Source organism: Spartinivicinus poritis (assembly GCF_028858535.1).
In the GTDB taxonomy this organism is placed as follows: domain Bacteria; phylum Pseudomonadota; class Gammaproteobacteria; order Pseudomonadales; family Zooshikellaceae; genus Spartinivicinus; species Spartinivicinus poritis.
In genome coordinates this window covers 1-18,097 of the sequence record NZ_JAPMOU010000039.1, presented here as the reverse complement: position 1 = coordinate 18,097, position 18,097 = coordinate 1, and the positions used below count along the sequence as shown (strand labels likewise).

General features: G+C 38.7%; 13 protein-coding genes. 10 read left to right on the top strand and 3 right to left on the bottom strand.

Going from position 1 to position 18,097, the window contains the following annotated elements; all coding sequences use genetic code 11:
• The first annotated feature begins 569 nt into the window (after positions 1–569).
• Positions 570–4,472, top strand: coding sequence for an ATP-dependent RNA helicase HrpA (gene hrpA / locus ORQ98_RS21860; RefSeq protein ID WP_274690956.1), 3,903 nt, complete (start codon positions 570–572; stop codon positions 4,470–4,472).
• A gap of 102 nt (positions 4,473–4,574) precedes the next feature.
• On the top strand, positions 4,575–5,411 hold the full coding sequence (locus ORQ98_RS21855) for a substrate-binding periplasmic protein (RefSeq protein ID WP_274690955.1): 837 nt from the start codon (positions 4,575–4,577) through the stop codon (positions 5,409–5,411).
• Between the two features lie 86 nt (positions 5,412–5,497).
• Here the strand turns inward: ORQ98_RS21855 and ORQ98_RS21850 are convergent, their stop codons facing one another.
• The gene (locus tag ORQ98_RS21850; RefSeq protein WP_274690954.1) at positions 5,498–6,754 is read right to left on the bottom strand and encodes a trypsin-like serine protease; all 1,257 of its coding nucleotides are present in this window, start codon (positions 6,752–6,754) and stop codon (positions 5,498–5,500) included.
• Between the two features lie 988 nt (positions 6,755–7,742).
• On the opposite strand from ORQ98_RS21850, the gene ORQ98_RS21845 reads away from it, so the two are divergent.
• The 8 genes from ORQ98_RS21845 to ORQ98_RS21815 all read left to right on the top strand — a co-directional run bounded on the left by ORQ98_RS21845 (position 7,743) and on the right by ORQ98_RS21815 (position 16,719).
• The gene (locus tag ORQ98_RS21845) at positions 7,743–8,069 is read left to right on the top strand and encodes a hypothetical protein (protein ID WP_274690953.1); all 327 of its coding nucleotides are present in this window, start codon (positions 7,743–7,745) and stop codon (positions 8,067–8,069) included.
• A 323-nt stretch (positions 8,070–8,392) separates the two neighbouring features.
• Positions 8,393–8,887, top strand: coding sequence for a methyltransferase family protein (locus tag ORQ98_RS29650; protein WP_425347702.1), 495 nt, complete (start codon positions 8,393–8,395; stop codon positions 8,885–8,887).
• A gap of 647 nt (positions 8,888–9,534) precedes the next feature.
• Positions 9,535–10,098, top strand: coding sequence for a hypothetical protein (locus ORQ98_RS21840; RefSeq protein WP_274690952.1), 564 nt, complete (start codon positions 9,535–9,537; stop codon positions 10,096–10,098).
• A 312-nt stretch (positions 10,099–10,410) separates the two neighbouring features.
• Positions 10,411–10,842: a CopD family protein gene (locus ORQ98_RS21835; RefSeq protein WP_274690951.1), complete on the top strand. Its 432-nt coding sequence runs from the start codon at positions 10,411–10,413 to the stop codon at positions 10,840–10,842.
• 627 nt (positions 10,843–11,469) lie between these two features.
• Positions 11,470–14,670, top strand: coding sequence for an autotransporter family protein (locus tag ORQ98_RS21830; RefSeq protein WP_274690950.1), 3,201 nt, complete (start codon positions 11,470–11,472; stop codon positions 14,668–14,670).
• A gap of 266 nt (positions 14,671–14,936) precedes the next feature.
• Positions 14,937–15,443: a hypothetical protein gene (locus ORQ98_RS21825; protein ID WP_274690949.1), complete on the top strand. Its 507-nt coding sequence runs from the start codon at positions 14,937–14,939 to the stop codon at positions 15,441–15,443.
• A gap of 294 nt (positions 15,444–15,737) precedes the next feature.
• Positions 15,738–16,178, top strand: a complete 441-nt coding sequence (locus ORQ98_RS21820) for a hypothetical protein (protein ID WP_274690948.1) — start codon at positions 15,738–15,740, stop codon at positions 16,176–16,178.
• A gap of 169 nt (positions 16,179–16,347) precedes the next feature.
• A complete protein-coding gene (locus ORQ98_RS21815) occupies positions 16,348–16,719 on the top strand; it encodes a hypothetical protein (protein ID WP_274690947.1) in 372 nt (123 codons plus the stop codon).
• A gap of 127 nt (positions 16,720–16,846) precedes the next feature.
• Here ORQ98_RS21815 and ORQ98_RS21810 read toward each other — a convergent pair whose 3' ends face one another.
• Both ORQ98_RS21810 and ORQ98_RS21805 read right to left on the bottom strand, forming a co-directional pair.
• The gene (locus ORQ98_RS21810) at positions 16,847–17,569 is read right to left on the bottom strand and encodes a DUF6708 domain-containing protein (RefSeq protein ID WP_274690946.1); all 723 of its coding nucleotides are present in this window, start codon (positions 17,567–17,569) and stop codon (positions 16,847–16,849) included.
• Between the two features lie 4 nt (positions 17,570–17,573).
• Positions 17,574–17,825 (bottom strand): hypothetical protein, encoded by a 252-nt coding sequence (locus ORQ98_RS21805; RefSeq protein ID WP_274690945.1) that lies wholly within the window; start codon positions 17,823–17,825, stop codon positions 17,574–17,576.
• Between the last annotated feature and the right edge of the window lie 272 nt (positions 17,826–18,097).

Below are 18,097 nucleotides of genomic sequence, written 5' to 3'. Positions count from 1 at the left end.
AAGTCCCTTCTCCCCTGCGGGGAGAAGGGCTTGCTTACTACTGTAAAGCAAGCGATAGCAACTTTAATTGAAATAAAGAGTGCTGGCTGTACCGCGTAGCGGTGGCTTTAAAGTAATCTCACCCTCAGCTCAGCCCTCTCCCAGAGGGAGAGGGAGCTAAAATGCCTTTTGCGACAATTTGTTTGATATAAAGAGGCTGTCGTGAAAACTGATTCCCCCCTTTAAAAAAGGGGGCTAGGGGGGATTTAAAGAGACCAGAACTTTTGAACCATCTCCGTCTTATTTGTATGTAAAAATCCCCCTCAATCCCCCTTTTTCAAAGGGGGAAGCTAGTGGTCCATGCGTAAAGTTGGGTAACAGTCTTCAAAGCCATTTATTTTCTGGCAAGGCGCTTTTTCGCAGGCATAGTGGGCCTACGTCAAGAAAAAGTAACACAGCCAGAGGATAAATGGAGAAGAAGCTGTTACCTTATTTTGCACATGGGCCACTAGATTGTGCTCCAAAGTCTTTTGCCATGTATTACCCTTTCCTTTTAGAATACGCCTCTTTTGTGTTTGAAGGTGAAGTGTGTGGTCTCTATTGGTGAATTAAAAAAACAAATCAACCGCTGTATGCTGAAGGATCGTTTCCCATTGCAGCGGGCTTTGCAACAACAATTCAAACACAAAGACTCAGCCAAACTGGCTCAACTGGCAGAAAAAGTGGCAGTATCCTGTCAACAGGTAGCCGCTCGACACGCGGGCTTGTCGAAGCCTGAGTACGATGATGCCTTACCTATTGCCCAAAAGCGGGAAGAAATTGCCAAGGCAATTGAGGCGAACCAGGTGATAGTGATCGCGGGTGAAACTGGCTCAGGGAAAACCACCCAGTTGCCGAAAATATGTTTGGAGCTAGGTCGGGGGGTATACGGCACCATTGGTCATACCCAGCCTCGTCGCTTGGCGGCGCGCTCAGTGGCCAGTCGGATCAGCGAAGAGCTTAACAGTGAACTAGGCCAGCAGGTAGGCTATCAGGTGCGTTTTACTGATCAAGTCAGTGATAACACCTTAATTAAGTTAATGACCGATGGTATTTTGTTGGCCGAAATACAACAGGATCGTTTTTTAAATCAGTACGACACGTTAATTATTGATGAAGCCCATGAACGCAGTTTAAATATCGACTTTTTATTAGGCTATTTAAAGCATATTTTACCCAAGCGCCCAGACTTAAAGCTGATTATTACCTCGGCGACCATTGATGTTGAACGGTTTTCCCGTCATTTTGATAATGCACCTGTTATAGAAGTTTCTGGGCGTACTTACCCCGTTGAAGTCTGTTATCGCCCGTTAACCGAAATAAATGAAGATGACGAAGAGGCCAGTAAAGAGCAGGATATTAGTATTCAGCAGGGTATTGCTAATGTCTTAACTGAAATTGAGCATCAAGAGCGGCAAGAGAAATATGTTGGTAGTAATGATGTGTTGGTATTTTTAAGTGGTGAACGAGAAATTCGCGAAACAGCCCATTTTTTACGTAAATGCCAGTTTCGAGACACCGAAATCCTGCCTTTATATGCACGACTAAGTGCAGCAGAACAGCAACGGATTTTCCAATCCCATCGTGGTCGCCGGGTTATTTTAGCCACCAATGTGGCGGAAACATCTTTAACCGTACCTGGTATTAAATATGTGATTGATCCAGGGTTTGCCCGTATTAGCCGTTACAGTTATCGCTCAAAAGTGCAGCGGCTGCCAATTGAGGCTGTTTCCCAGGCCAGTGCTAACCAGCGGAAAGGGCGTTGTGGTCGGGTCAGTGATGGAGTGTGCTTCCGCTTATATTCAGAAGAAGATTTTTTAGGGCGACCAGAATTTACCGACGCAGAAATTTTACGGACTAACCTAGCTGCTGTTATTTTACAAATGCTGAAATTACGGCTGGGGGAAATTACGGATTTTCCCTTTGTTGACCCGCCTGACCCCCGTTTTATTAAAGATGGTTTTCGATTACTCCATGAGTTAGGGGCGGTTTCTCAGCAAAATACATTAACCCCTGTTGGTCATCAGCTTAGCCAGCTGCCGATTGATCCCCGGTTAGGTCGGATGTTATTAGCTGCGGGAAAAAATCGAGCCCTAAATGAAGTATTGGTGATTGTCAGTGCGTTGGGGGTTCAAGACCCACGGGAGCGACCCGTCGAAAAACAGCAGGCTGCTGATCAAGCGCATAATGAATTTAAAGATGATGATTCAGACTTTATGAGTGTGTTGAATTTATGGCAGTTTTACGAGGAGCAACGCCAAGAGCTAAGTCAAAATCAGTTAAGAAAACTCTGTAAAAAGCGCTTTTTATCCTTTATGCGAATGCGGGAGTGGCGGGATTTACACCGGCAATTAATGTTAGCCTGTAAGCAGCTCAATCTGTCATTTAATCAAGAACCCGCAGCGTATGCCTCTATTCATCAGTCGTTATTGGCTGGTTTATTGAGTCATTTAGGTAATAAAACGGAGCAAAGTGAATATTTAGGCGCACGCAATAAAAAGTTTCATATTTTCCCTGGCTCGGCACTCTTTAAAAAGCAGCCAAAATGGTTAATAACGGCTGAACTAGTAGAAACCTCGAAGCTTTATGCGCGAATGAATGCCAAAATTGATCCTGTCTGGGTTGAGCCATTTGCTAAGCATTTAGTCAAAATACAACACTTTGAACCTCATTGGGAAAAGCGTCGCCAACAAGTGGTGGGCTTTGAGCAGGTGTCTTTGTTCGGTTTGGTGATTGTACCAAAACGAAAAGTGGATTTTGGCAAAATTGACCCAGATGCTGCGCGGGAAATTTTTATTCAAAGTGGATTAGTAGAAGGTGAGTTATACACTAAAGGTCAGTTTTTCCAGCATAATTTACAACAGCTGGAAGCTGTCGATGAATTAGAAGCCAAAGCACGAAGGCGAGATATTTTAGTTGAACCTGAAGTGCTGGCTGAATTTTATCGAGAGAGAATACCTCTCTGGGTGCACAGTGGCCGACAATTTGAACAGTGGCGACAAAAAGCCGAGAAGAAAAATCCACAACTGTTGTGGTTAACCAAAGAGTATTTAATGCAGCATGATGCTGCCCATATTACCGAAGCAGCATTTCCTGACCAGTTTGAATGGCAAGGCATTAGTTTACCGCTCAGCTATCAATTTGATCCTGCCAGAGAAGATGATGGTGTGAGCATTGAAGTGCCTGTATCGTTATTAAGACAATTGCCTAAATACCGGTTAGAGTGGTTGGTACCTGGGTTACTATACGACAAGTGTGTGGCATTAGTCCGAGGGTTGCCAAAAGCGGTTCGAAAGAACTTTGTCCCGGTACCGGATTATGTCAAAGCGGCCATGGAACAAATGACGCCGAGTGATGAGCCGTTAACCCAACTATTGGGTGAACGATTATTTCGTATGGCAGGTACCCGGATTGCAGCAGAAAGCTGGCAAATTGAAAACCTTGAACCCCATTTTTTAATGAATATTAAAGTGCTGGCTGATGATGGCGCATTACTGGGAGAAGGGCGTGACTTAATTGAGTTACAACAGCGCTTTGCTGACCAGCTGGAATCTGGTGTACAACAAGTGGCGGATAGCAGCTTTGAACGAACTGGCTTAATTGAGTGGGACGTTGCTGAGATACCTCTGTTATTGGAGCAACAGCGGGGTGGGGTGGTGATCAAAGCTTATCCTGCTTTGGTCGATGAAGGAAAAACCGTTGGCTTAACTTTATTTAGCTCTGAAAGTTGGGCTAGGCATATCCATCAGCTAGGTTTAACCCGGCTGGCAGTTTTAAGGCTGGCAGGCCAGCTCAATTATTTTGCTAAAAATACCCCTGACTGGCGTCAGCTGGCCATGTATGCAGTGAATTTACTGAATAAACAAGAACTGCAAACGGAGTTACAGTTTGCGGCAGTTAAAGCCTGCTTGCCTGAAGATAGTAAACGCTGGCCAAGGGACGCTGTTGCTTTTGAGCAATGGATTCAACAGATTAAGCAGGAGTTGGAAGGGTGTTTTAAACAGCTTACTGATTGCGTGACCACTGTTTTAGATTTATATCAGCAAATTCAACGCCGTTTAAAAGGCACTATTCAACTATCAATGGCACGCTCATTAGCAGATGTGAAGGCGCAATTACAACAGCTCGTGTATAAAGGTTTTATCAAAGATACCCCGCTTGTCAGGCTATTGGAATATCCTCGCTATCTACAGGCTATATTAATTCGTCTGGATAAACTAGGCCAACAACAGGCTAAGGACAGAGCCAGTACTGAAGAGTTACAAAACCTTTGGGAGCAATACCAGCAAAAAGCAGATGACCTGTCCAGCCAGAAAATAATGAACCCTGAATTAGAAGCGTATCGCTGGTTACTCGAAGAGTATCGAGTATCACTGTTTGCTCAAGTATTAAAGACCAAGGTGCCGGTTTCAGCTAAAAGGTTAAGAAAACATTGGGAATTGGTGTGTTCATAGGAACACACCACTAACAACCATTCGAGAAGGGGATATTTTGAGGTAGCTAGGCTTATGGGCTATACAATAAGGAGAAACCAGTGAAGTAAGATGGAGTTTATTTTGATCAATATAATGCTAACGCTTGATCATTTATTGATAGTCACCAGTCAACACTTTACATCATATGTAAAAACCATAACCCTGTTTTTAATAATATCAAGCGTGTACGTGTTAGGGCTAGTAGCCACAACAATATGTGCTGCAAAAACATTTACCTTTATTACCGAAGAGCAACCTCCATATGCTGGTTCAAATATGAAGGATTTGGGTTGGGCGTGGGTTGTGGCTAAAACGGCTGTCGAGTCTCAAGGGTATACAGCAGAGCTGCGAATTGAACCTTGGGCCAGAGCACTTGAAGACTCTAAACAAGGTATATCAGATGTTTTGTTTTTAGCATTTTGGACAGAAGAAAGATTGCAGTGGTATGAATATACAGTGCCTATTGCTCAAATAGAATCAGGTTTATTTAAACTACAAGAGAGAAAAGATCTTATTTATAACGGCGACCTTAAAGTATTAAAGCCTTATCAAATTGGTGTTTGCCGGGGCTGTGCTGTTGCTGATGAGTTTGATCAGGCTGATTACTTAAATAAAGCAATTCAAAAAAATACCGAAAACAGCTTAAAGATGCTATTTATGAAACGTCTTGATTTTGTTGCTGCTAACCGACCAACAGCTGAAATTTTACTTAAAAAATTGGAGTCGAGTTTTACAGGGATTAACAACAAAATTATTTTTATGAAACCTGCTCTACAAGTTAATGACTTGTTGGTTGGAATTTCAAAAAAAGCGCCTGACTATAAAAAGAAATTAAGAGACTTTAACAGGGGAATGAAACAGTTATTCCTTGATGGCACCTATCATAAAATTCAAAAACAATATGGGTTTAAGCAATAATACATTTTTCGCAAATGATTAGTCCACAGTATTAGGCATATAATATACTCAATGCAATAGACTAACCATTCGTTTTGGCTATATATTTAATAAGCTCTGTGGTCTTTCATGGTTTTTTCTATCCAATTTTTATAGGCATGAACACCCGTATAAAAGTTGCCTGAGTCAGGGTTGCCACATCCTCCTCCAACAAAGCTGGCAATACCGATTAGTTTATCCATACCATTTTCATTGATAACCAGCGGCCCACCACTGTCGCCATTACAAGGCCCAGCGTCAGGAGTGGTCACAGAGTTAACACAAAGGCTATTGTTAGGAAAGACATAATTATTAGTGATATATTGCGTGTAAGCAGGCAAACTATTTATTTCGCTGTTTAACTCGTCATAAGCAGAAGAAATCTTTTCTAATTTTTCATTTAATAACTCGTAGTCACTAGCAATGGCTTCTTTTTCTTTTTTATGTTTTTTAAATGCTACAATGTCATTAGCCTTCAATGCGAGTACTTGTTGTTCTTCAACCTTAGTATTATTGTCAACTAAGTTGTTAATATCGAGTGTTAACAGGTGTTTAATGGTATGTAAACTATTTAAATTTTGCTTGGCCAGAGGCAGTTCGTTTGTTGCTTCTTGAACTTGTTGTTGAAACTGAGGTAAAAACCGTGTTTTACAAACCTGAGCAGTGTTAACCTCTACAGTTAGTTTTTCTAGCCAAGGATAACTGACAGCTTCTTGAACCGTTTCTTCAACTTCTGCTTTATGCCCCTTGTACTCAAATGGTTTGGTATCTTTTTGCTCACTTTTAGCGAGTCCCCATCCATATAGGGTGGACTCAGTACCTGAAATAGGTACATGATCTGATAATTGTAATAATGGTGTCTGAGGGGCAGCAAGGTCTTTCAATCTTATAAGTGCAATATCATTTTCAAGGTTGCCTAAGTGTCTCCAAGGGCTTTCATCATCAAAATACTTAGGGTGAAGTATAACGCGATCTACTTTTCGAGTTTGTATAGCCTTTTTCTTCGTTTCATCATCTAAGTCATCAAGATCGTTTATGCCAATAGCGACTTCAATTTCAGTCGGCGCTGTTGTATTAACGCAGTGAGCAGCAGTCAATACCCAGTCATGGGCAATTAACATTCCTCCACAAAATTGACGATCATTTGCAGGCAGCTCCCCAGTAGCTAATAAAGCAACCATCCAGGCTGGGCTATCACTTTTATCGACAATGGAACCATTGACAATGGCTTGGCTTGGAGCACTAATGGTACTCAATAATGATAAAGTGAGTAATTTTGCTTTAAATGTGCTCTTATTATTTATTAAGTTGTTTTTGATTAACAAAATATAGTACCCGTTAGTTAACTTATAAAAATAATAACTAATTAATAAAAATATTTTAAATAGTTAGTACCCCAAAGTGTTGCTTAAATTTTGAATTTGTTGAATAAGTACTTACACCTAGTGGTGTGTATGTGAATCACCAACGTATTTTATACATAACTACTAGCTTTGCTGTCGAATAAGCAAATCAACTACTGTATTAAACTTGTCTTATTTATTCATGCTGTGAAAATGTATAGACAATATATTTCAGGGAGGTATTTATAAAAATCATACTCAAAAGTACAGAATTATGATTAACGGTCAAAATTTGTTTAAGTGGTTTGGTAGAATGCTGGTTGCAATTGACTATTTAGGAGCAGTTGATTTATTGAGAAAGCAGCTATTGGTAAGGGAAGGTTATGTAGTGAAGGTTAAAAGGGCTTCCGGCCAAAGAAAGGCTCTCGCCGAAAACCCCTATAACGATTACAGGGTGCTAAAATTTGAACAAATAATCAACAAGTAAGCTGTTGTAATGTGATCTGGTTTAGAAAAATTGTGTCAATAGTTGGCAATATGCGGTGAATACTCCTGGAGGTATGAGCTGGGGGGGATTGCCTCACATCAAAGAGTGTTGCCTATGTAAACCGCATCAGGCTTGCTAAATGTTATTTGACACTCTATGGGCCGGTAAGCAATAAGTTATTTGAGAGGAATCTGCCATCGGAAGAAGAGTGGCTAGGGGGAAAGGGGTTACTATAAATTTATATAAAAGATTAAAATTTTATGACGCTACTGCCTGCTTGGTAACAGGGTGAAAATCCAAATACTGCTGAAGAATTAATAGAAAAATCAGCGACAAGTAAACACTAAAAATTATCTCAATAGTCACTTTTACTTAATTATTGCTACACATCAATGGGTTTACTTATACTTCTGTCATATTGCTGTTTACAAAGTGCCTCAAAAGCCTGATACAATCAGGCTTTTGCAAGGTGTGGGCAGGAACATGAAGACGCAAGACTTATTAAGGCTTTCAGATGACGAATTCACCACAGCTGTGGAGTTAATGAAAGCTGATGAATGTGAACGCCATGCACAACATCTGTCTACCCTACTTGGCGGGCCAATTTTTGAACAGCTGTTTATGGATGTGTTTGACTCTTTATCCAAAGGTCCCCGGAGCGAAGAGCAGTTAATGGGGGTTCACTCTGTTGTGGCTGACCACTTCCCTAACGTTGACTTTGAAGATGATGCCTTGGGCAGGCTTTCAACGTTAGTACTCATAGCTGTATTTAAACGAACCAACAAGTTTGACTTACTTGGGTGCTTTTAATGGAATGGGGTAACTGTTATCGATCTGCTGCTAACTAAACTATATGTTTAGCACATTGCTATACAACAAGTGGCTAGGTGATATCACTCTGATAGTTAGGTGATCCATACGCAACATAGGGCAACACACGATTCTCCTTATTGATCACTATTACCTTTAAAATAAAAGTAAATACTTTAAAAGTAAGTATTTGTACGTAAGTTTACTCGTTGATGTTGAAAATGCATGTTACGCTAAAGTAATATGCAGCTATGGAAGAGCTACCAATAATTTATCATAAAAAATAATATTTTCACTTTAGTTTTCATTAATCAGTAGATGGTATGATGAATAGACCTCTCGACGAACACCCTTTTAATCATAAAGGGCAGTTTATATGTTTAAGTGTGTTTTTAATTACTTGGATAGCTGACTCATTTGTATTTCAGCTTACAACTTTCTACTCACAATATATACCTATATGGTTTCGTATAATAATTTTTATATTAACTATTTTATCTGTAGTATTGATAATCAGGTCTGCAATTTTTGCATTTCCAGAAAATCAAGATGTAGATAGTGTTATTTCTCATGGTGTGTTCAACTACCTGAGACATCCAATGTATTTTTCATGTATTATTTTATATTTAGGCCTTTCACTATCTACAGCTTCATTAATTGCACTGTTCTTAATCTTACCAATATTCGTATTCTATAACCAAATTGCTGATTATGAAGAAAGTAGCCTAGCTAAAAGGTTGGGGAATCCGTATCTTGTATATAAACAACGATCCAGTAGATGGTTACCAAAAAAAGTGAAAAATAATATTGATAGCTAGTAACCGAAGTTGAATATAATTGCGTTAGGAGTTCTCCCTTTATTTGTATTTAACCAAAATTCACCATTATTTAGCATAACTGCATCAGGGGTTTTGCTTTGATTGCTACTTTTCCAAATAAAGGAGTCAGCACCTGCTATTTGAGATATGAAAATCAGTAAAAAGCTAATATTGATGTATTTGCTTCTCATTTACTCCGCTCCAAACGTAAATACATCAATTGGACATTCTTTTAAAGCATTGATTCCATTAAAGCAAAATCAACTAAATAGACCATCCTAACATTTAGAGCTAAACAATTAATCGACCTAATTGTAGACAAGACAGACCTTTCAAAAGCTCTGGCAGCGATGAAAAACTGAAATACATCAGTCAATGAGCTGTGTCAAGAATTGAAAATTACCAGGCCTGCGCTGTATAGTTATGTTGGCCCTAATGATTCACTAAGAGATAATGGTAAAAAAGTAGTTTAGATAAACTAAATGACTGGGGTGAAGGCAATTAAATGCTCCTGCAGTAATTGCATTTCTACCATCCGTGGTAGTCAGCGACGGTAACAAAGCCCTTGTGCCCTAGGGGTATAAAAATAATTCGCGAAGAGTATAAGTAATTAATTCCAAGTAAATGATTGCTTTATGAAGATATTGATGATACTTAATCGTGCTAGTCAACTTGATGTTGAGCATAAATATACATCCTGTAAACCGCTTGCACATATTAATGAATTGTGTAAAACCAACCCTGGAGTGATTAATCCTCATTCAGCTGAATTTAATGGCGAAGTGCTTGCTTCTACTGTTTATATAGAAGCTAAAAAGCTTCAGGATCCTATAAATTTCTTACTTGTCATCAATGAAGTGTTAAAAAATGCAACTTTATTGCTACCATATGATTTTAGTCAAGATAGCTTGATGGACATCAAGCACTATATCTCAAAAAATATAGTCTGTAAGCTGCATCGAGATGAACGGGAACATATGTCTGAGTTTCTTAGCTCTGAAAGGCTTCATGTGATTGCAGCTAAATTAGTATATATTCAAGATTTTTATAGTGGTAGTGGTGATGTGAGGGGTTTTAGGGCGCTTGAAATGTTCAGTATGGTTAATTTTTTTCACCAATATTTGCATGGTGACAATATTAAGGAAACTGACCCTACCCAGCCGACATCATTGGACTGGGAGGTATTCGATGAGGTCTTATCAGATCATTAACGTTAAATACAGTATCTAGTTGGCCAGCTTTGTAATACTAAACGAAGGGCGTTAACTTCACCTTGGTTAATACTGCTTGCTATATAATCAAAGTGTCGGATATGATCCTTGATAATTACTACCTCTGATTGTCATTATTGGTAGTATTTGGAAGGGCTATAGTGGGAATAGGCTGGAAATTGAACACCTAGTGGGCCATGCGCAAAATAAGGTAACAGTCTTCAGTAAAAATATGGCATATATAGATAGGTTAGAATGACGTTTACAAATAATTAGCGCTTATAAATGGTGGATGTTAATTTGTATGGCATAATGTTACTACTGCATATCCTTGCAGCAACTATATGGACGGGTGGGCATATAGTGCTTGCAGTCGTTGTGTTACCGAAAGTATTGAAAAATCGGTCGCCAGAGCAACTATTGGACTTTGAATCGGTATACGAAAAAATAGGAATGCCTGCCTTAATAATCCAAGTAGCAACAGGTATATGGTTAGCATTTAATTTGGTACCGAAGTTTAGTCTTTGGTTCGATTTATCTAATCCGGTATCAAAGGTCATTCTGGCAAAACTAACCCTACTGGGATTAACAGTAGGTTTTGCATTAGATGCAAGGTTTAGAGTTATTCCTTCTCTCAATAGTGATTCATTAGTTGATATGGCATGGCATATTATTCCGGTTACAATATTTTCAATTTTATTTGTTGTTGTGGGTGTTTCATTTAAAACAGGATGGCTGTATTGAAATGATCAGGTAAGAGCTGGTATCCAGCCAACAATTTCCTCTCTGTCCTCATAAATTGCTGCTCCGCTCTTAAGCGGGTCTCACTACAGCCACTTGTCCTGCTAACTGCGGTTATCGAAGGGTTTTGAACAAGCTGTAGGTGGTGTGGGTGGGCGATAGAGCTGTGAGCAGCACTGAGAATATTGCTTTTGAGTAGTTTATGTACTAAAAGTTAAATGAATAGTTCATACGTTTATTCATGTAGAATTAAGAGTATTTAATGAGACAATAAATTGTAGGAATAGCAAAATAAATAATAAAAAATATGTAATAATAAAAGTACTCTTATATAACAATACTGCGGACAGTTTTATAGGTGTTGTATGTTAGTGTTTACGGGGGGAGTGCTCTACTCTCATATACTTTATTGCAAGATAGCCTGAGGCTTAACATGCAATAAACTCCTCCTTCCTATGGTACATGGCCTGTAGAGCAATGTTTTATAATTCAAAAACTGTCTACAGTATTGATAACTAGCTAAAACTAAAATAGCAACTTTTAATTAAAAATATTGCGCGATATGGTCACGTAATTCGAAAAGTGAACAGGGAGGTTAATAATAAATAAAACTGTCATTAGGTAACTATTGTGAAATTAAAATATATTGCACTTTCTGTTGCAGTTGCAAATAGCTATTTATATTCTCCAATTATCTTTTCAGCATGCTCAAATACTATGCCAGCAAATGGAGAGAGTGTTTCCTGTACAGGCACCACTACAGTAAACGATACCAATATTGCAGATATCACCAACTCTAATGTTACTTTTGTAATAGAGTCAGGTGCTACTGTTGAAAATACTGGCACAATGGGTAATGGCATTGAGGTCAGTGGAGCTGGGCTTGATAATATTAGTATTATCAATAGGGGGACCATTATCAGAACAAATGGTGCAGGAAATGCCACAATGAATGAAGGTAATGCAGTTAAAACAACATCATCTGTTACAAACCTTTCTTTCTCGAATGAAGGAATAATTAGGGTTGAAGGAGGAGGAAACTCCGGCTATGAAGGAGTAGTTGTTAGAGGAACTGGGATAATGGCAAATAACTCAGGAACAATAATCGTAAATGACTCAAGTAGCGGAGATGCAATTCTTGTATTAGGAGATAATTCTGTATTTAATAACAGTGGTAACATAACAGGCACAGACTCTCCAGCTAAACCTATTTTTGGGGTCACCTTTGATGGTAAAGATTCAGTATTTAACAATACGGGTACTGTATCATTAACTACAGATACAGGTGAGGCAGTTAATATCGGCTTTGGTGTAACAGCAGACGGGGCAACACTAAATAATTCAGGAACTATAGAAATAAAAGATAACGTACCGGGTTTTGCTGATGGATTTGGTGACGTTATCATAATAAGAAATATGGGTGGCGACTCCTTTTTTATAAATAACATGCCTAATGGAATAATTTCACATGAAACAAATGGGGATGCGATTATAGTTGATGATAACGTTAATATTTCTAGAGAATTTATTAATAACCAAGGTATGATTCAAGGAAATATAACTTTAAATTTAGGTGATGATAGTATAGATAATACTGGCACTATCACTGGGAATGTAAGCCTTGGTGATGGTAACGACAGTTTTACCAATAACGGTACAACCACAGGCGATGTTGATACTGGCGCTGGCAACGATACACTGATCAATAATGCCAACTCAACGATTACAGGCAATGTTGATCTAGGTGATGGCGATAATAGCTTTACCAATAGTGGAACCACCACCGGTGATGTTAGTGCAGGTACTGGCAACGATACACTAATCAATAATTCCAACTTAACAATTACAGGCAATGTTGATCTAGGCGATGGCGATAATAGCTTTACCAATAGCGGCACCACTACTGGTGATGTGACTACAGGTACTGGCAACGATACGTTAATTAATAATGCAAATTCAACGATCGCAGGCAATATTGCCCTTGGCGATGGCAATAATAACTTTACCAATAGCGGAACCACTACCGGTAATGTGACTACAGGTACTGGTGCCGATACATTAATCAATAATGCCAACTCGACGATTACTGGGAATATTACCTTAGGCGATGGTGATGATACTTTTAACGAAAGTGGCACGATACGAAATAGTAATGTGGATTTAGGGCTAGGGACAGATAGAATGACAGTCTTTTCCACTGCTTTACTAGAAAACATCACCGCATTGGATGGTGGAGATGATGCTTCATCAGGTGATGGCGCGGTAGACCAGTTAATTTTTGATGGTTGGCAAGGCACAGTGCCACTAGTGAATAACTGGGAAAACATTACCTTTACTAATAGCGCCATTGGTAACCTCGGTGGTTCACGCACTATTACAACAGAACAGTTTACCATTAATAATAGCGCTACCATCATTGCAATAGGTAGCAGCCCTGGCGCCTATACTGTCACAGGTAATGTAGTCAATAATGGTACTTTAACCTTGGGTGATGTTGAAGCAAATGACACATTTACTGTTGGTGGCAATTACAGTGGCACAGGACAACTGGTCTTAGACACGGTTTTGGCAGGCGATGGAGCAGCATCTGATCTGTTAATTGTTAATGGCAGTAGTAGTGGGGCAACGAGTTTAACTATTCAAAATGCTGGTGGAACAGGTGCTGAAACTATTGGTGATGGAATATTAGTTGTTCAAGTCGATGGAGTAAGTACAGCCAGTAGTTTTACTTTAGCAAATGACTATCTTATAGGCGGTGCATACGAATATAATTTATTTTTCCAAAACCAAGCCGGTACTGATCAAAACTGGTATTTACGCTCTGTTGGAATACGGCAAGAAGCTCCCATTTATAAGTCCATTCCTGTCGTCATGGGACGTTTTATTTGGGATAGTATTGGCAGTTTCCATGAGAGAGATACTTATGATGTGATGAATGCTCGCCATGGAAGAGTGGTAAATAGAGAACATGATAATAAACCGCGAACCGGCTGGGCGAGGGTTTACAGCAATAATTATAAGTTTCGCTTTGATAAAGCAAATGATTTTGATGCAGATTGGTCTGGATTTCAGGCAGGCTTAGATCTCTATCGATATTATGACAAAGATCGGCTTCAATCTGCTAGAGCTGGTGCATACATTGGTAGTGGTACATTTGATGAAAAAGTTGATGGATTAAATGACCAAAAAATCGGTGATGTGGATATGACAAGCTATTCCGTTGGTCTGTATACCACTGTTATTAGTGATGAAGGTTGGTACTTAGATGGCATAGTACAGTTATCAACTTATGAGTTTGACTCAAAGTCGATAAGTAATGTAAAAGGTGATACAGATGGGAAAGGATTAGTTGCCTCGATAGAATATGGTCATCCTATTGTTGTGACAGAAGATGAGAAAACCATTATTGAGCCACAAGTACAGCTCGCTTATCAACGACTCGATTTTGATAAATTTGATGATGAGTTAAACAATACAAAAATTGCAGAAATAGATATCAAAGATCAAAATAAAGTATTACTTCGTGCAGGAATAAGAGCTGAGCAATCAATTGCTTATGATCAAGCTTCTCTTGCGCATAATCAGAAGAATATTAAGCTTTATACAGAAGCAAATTTATATAAAGAATGGGGCAACGACATAGAGGTTAAGTTGAATGATACTAAAACCACCCTGGATCCAGGTGATATTTGGTATGGTTTAGGTTTGGGCGTGATTGGAGAAGTAACAGAAAATAGCTCAACATTTGCTAATGTAGAATGGCAGCGTGACTTAGATGGTGAAAACCACCGAGGTATTAAAGGTGAAATAGGTATTCGTGTCTTATGGTAGATCAAACTATCTACTGAGTTAGAATGCTTACACCTTGCAAATGAATCAATTAAGGTTTTGCTACATACTAAGTTTTTTAAGCCTCAATCTCATACCAAATACAACTCGTGAATCTCTTTCTACTCAGTAGAGATACTCATTAATTCAAAGTGCCTTGGTCAAACATTATACATGGCAAAAGGGTTGGACCTATCGGTTAGTTTCTGTCAGAATGCAGATCATTTAGTGTGTCTTACCACTGTTGATTAATAGCTAAACCTTTAAGAATGAAGTATATAATTTCAATTGTATTTACACTGTTTTTGTCGGGTTGTGCATCCAATTTGTATGTGTATGAAAGTGAAAAAGTACAGTCTCCAGCTATTGAAAAAATTAAAGTATTTATTACTAACCCTGAAATTGGAAAACCTTATGACATCTTAGTTGGATCAGGTATATACGAAATTACAAATGATAGGGAGAATTCAAATAAGCTTACTTTAAAGCCAAGCTCCAGAAATGCTATGTGTGGTAATCCTTTAATAGCATCATTTGTAACCTTTGGTTTAGTGCCTGTCAGTTTGCCATCTTTCATTGAATTCACATACACAATAGAAACACAGTCATCAAGAGCCGAATATCGACACAACATAGAACTCTATACAAGGGTTTCTATATGGGAGTGGCTTCTAAAGCCCACAGCAAAAAACGAAACAGAGGTTATGTCTGAAGCACTCGCTAAATCACAGAGAATGATTACTAAACCTGGAAAAAGTAGGAATTGGGTTTGGTAATTGAGAGTATTTAGTGCTATTAGCTAATTCTTACTTCAGTGTTAATGACTTTTTATTTGTCATATTAATGCATATTGTGCCTGGAATTTTTGTAGCACGCTATCTGCTTAGTAACAAAATAGTTGCTATAATTAAGCGGCATGAGGCGTATGTGAACTCTGAGAAAATGCGAAAAATAGCAAGCAATAAAATTAATTGGATGAAGACTTAGTAGGGTAAGAGAGGGAATCTAGCTGGTTTTCCACACCACCCTTACTAAAGTGATACTCGTTAATAGTCAACTTAGTAGAAATAATGACAGAAATTAGTTGCAAGTTTAAGTTTGAATGCCCTAAGAAATGGGATGAGTTAGTTGTTACCGATAAAGATGGGGTACGGTTTTGTAGTCATTGTAAAAGTCGCGTATTTATGGCAAATGACCAAAAAGAACTGGATGAATACACGGCAAATGGAGAGTGCGTAGCTATTGAAATGGAATATGTAATGTTAGGGAGGCCTGAAGGAGTACCTTATGTAGAATACTCGCTTTTTATTCATAAGCAGAAAATTTCTGGGAAAAAATTGTATGCGCTAAGAGATGCTATATTACCGAGTAGCTCCCTTTTTGAAGTCAGCCAGCAATTCAATATGAAGCCAGGTAAAGTTGAAGATATTGATGAACAGCATGCAATGAAACTAGAAGCAGAATTAACCAAGTTAGAAATTAAGTGTGAAATTCAAGCTAAAAATAGTTAACAAGATCATGGCAGCTTATGGCAGAGTTATACCAAACCATGGCAGATAAAAAGAGAGGCTGAGAATCTCGGTATGAAGGTTAAAATTAAAGTGTAATCAGATAAATACTAGTATATAGCTAGTTCTTACATTAAGTTTGGTGTGTTGCACAGGTAATAGTATTTAAATAATGAATAAAAATAGAAAAATTAATAAAGTTGACGAAAGTTTTGAGGCTTATAGTAAAACGAAAAATATAATTAATCACTTATATGAATGGAAACTAGTTTTAGAGGATAAAGTGAGGTCAAACCCAAAAGACGTTATATCTCATGGTTTAATTAGCGAACTAGAATTAGCCATAAATAGACTTGAATTACTTTCTGGAACGAAAATTTTTAGTTCAAAAGCTAAAATACAGTGCCTTAATTCAACTCCCGATGATTACAATTACAGACTTATGTGTGAGCGGGGTTATAAAAACCGAGAAAAATGGCGTGATGCAAAAGATGGAAACAAAATGATAGAGGTAAAATCTGGAACTTATGTAATTAACAGCTAGTTTAGCTCTTCTAAAGTTGCCCCCCAAAAAAAACCGGTTAATTTTTTGCATAAAAAACAACCGGTTTGTGCTAATAAAGTCAATAGCTTAATCATCTGCTACACAGGCAACCTTTTAGCAGCGGACCTTATCCTTTCCACAATTTAACCCCATGGTTATATTGTCGCTTTTGGATCGCATTGGCTTTTTTGTAGGCTTCGGAGGGTTTAGCCCTCTCTTTTTTAGGTAAAGGTTTTGACCATTCTTCTGTTTCAGCGGGAAATGCCCCGATTTCTTGGCGAAGGACTCGCTCGCAAAACCGAAAAGCAATATATTTACCAAAGTAAAAATCTTTAAACCGTTGCCAATAATAATGGCCGTTGCCTTCACGGCGGCGAGCTTCTTCCCTTTGCTGGTAGTACTCTTCTCGCTCAATTTTACCCACTCGGGGTTCTGGTATCGCATCAGGGCCTTCTTCCATAAAAGTACGGATACATTCCCACTGCATCAGCCCATTGACTTCAGTACCCACTGGGATTTGCCAGATCACCATGACATTGCCAGGTTTATCGGGGTCAGGAATCCCCATCATCAGCAGCACCTGACGGGTGAAAGTACTATCACTGGCAGCCGTGGTGGTCGTTATCCAGGCATGAAAGGATTCCCAAGGGATATAATACATTTGGCCACTATCGGCCATCCAGGCCACTTCACGTCGTTGGCGATTAAACCGAGTAGGGGGATACTTAGAGCGTTTATGTTTAAAGCTTAATAAATTAGGCCAGAGGACTGTACCAAGCGTAAAAAAACTGATAAATAAATGAGCTCCTATAAAAAAAACTACTAGAAATAAAAAATCATCTAGATACATGCTATCACCCAAGAAAAAATAAAAAAATACAAATATAGGTGATAAATGCAGTGGACTGTAAAAATATAGCCATTTCCATGGCCATTAATGGACTACCAGTACCAATATCTAAATGGGTTGAGTTTTTTTGCCAAATCAATCTTAGCCAGTCACTAGGGCGTTGCCCAGTAAATAATGGCATGGGAGATAAATTCAGTGCTTCTGCCCCAGTTTGTTGTTGGCGGGTGCCAAATATATTGTCTGTATTTTCTCTCACAGCTTAGATTCCATTAAAGCTAGGGTTAACGGGATTGGAAAGGTCGTTGTATTACCGGGTAAAGTGTCATTTTCATCAAGTGTATAGGCTAATTCTTCATTATTATCATGGATGTTAATTGAATAACGTAAGTAGTTTTTGTCATGTTTTAACGGAGCAAAAGCTAAGTCAGGTCGGTAATACAGAGTAATATAAAACTTTTCCTAATTATCATCATGCCTAAGCTATATTTAGTAGCTTACCTGGTAGCGGAGGTGTTCTCAGCGCTACAA

What these genes read in the sequence shown, in the direction of transcription:
- ORQ98_RS21845 (WP_274690953.1), top strand. Translation starts at nt 7,743, where the DNA reads ATGAAGACGCAAGACTTATTAAGGCTTTCAGATGACGAATTCACCACA.
- ORQ98_RS29650 (WP_425347702.1), top strand. Translation starts at nt 8,393, where the DNA reads ATGATGAATAGACCTCTCGACGAACACCCTTTTAATCATAAAGGGCAG.
- ORQ98_RS21840 (WP_274690952.1), top strand. Translation starts at nt 9,535, where the DNA reads ATGATACTTAATCGTGCTAGTCAACTTGATGTTGAGCATAAATATACA.
- ORQ98_RS21835 (WP_274690951.1), top strand. Translation starts at nt 10,411, where the DNA reads ATGTTACTACTGCATATCCTTGCAGCAACTATATGGACGGGTGGGCAT.
- ORQ98_RS21825 (WP_274690949.1), top strand. Translation starts at nt 14,937, where the DNA reads ATGAAGTATATAATTTCAATTGTATTTACACTGTTTTTGTCGGGTTGT.
- ORQ98_RS21820 (WP_274690948.1), top strand. Translation starts at nt 15,738, where the DNA reads ATGACAGAAATTAGTTGCAAGTTTAAGTTTGAATGCCCTAAGAAATGG.
- ORQ98_RS21815 (WP_274690947.1), top strand. Translation starts at nt 16,348, where the DNA reads ATGAATAAAAATAGAAAAATTAATAAAGTTGACGAAAGTTTTGAGGCT.
- ORQ98_RS21810 (WP_274690946.1), bottom strand. Translation starts at nt 17,569, where the DNA reads ATGTATCTAGATGATTTTTTATTTCTAGTAGTTTTTTTTATAGGAGCT.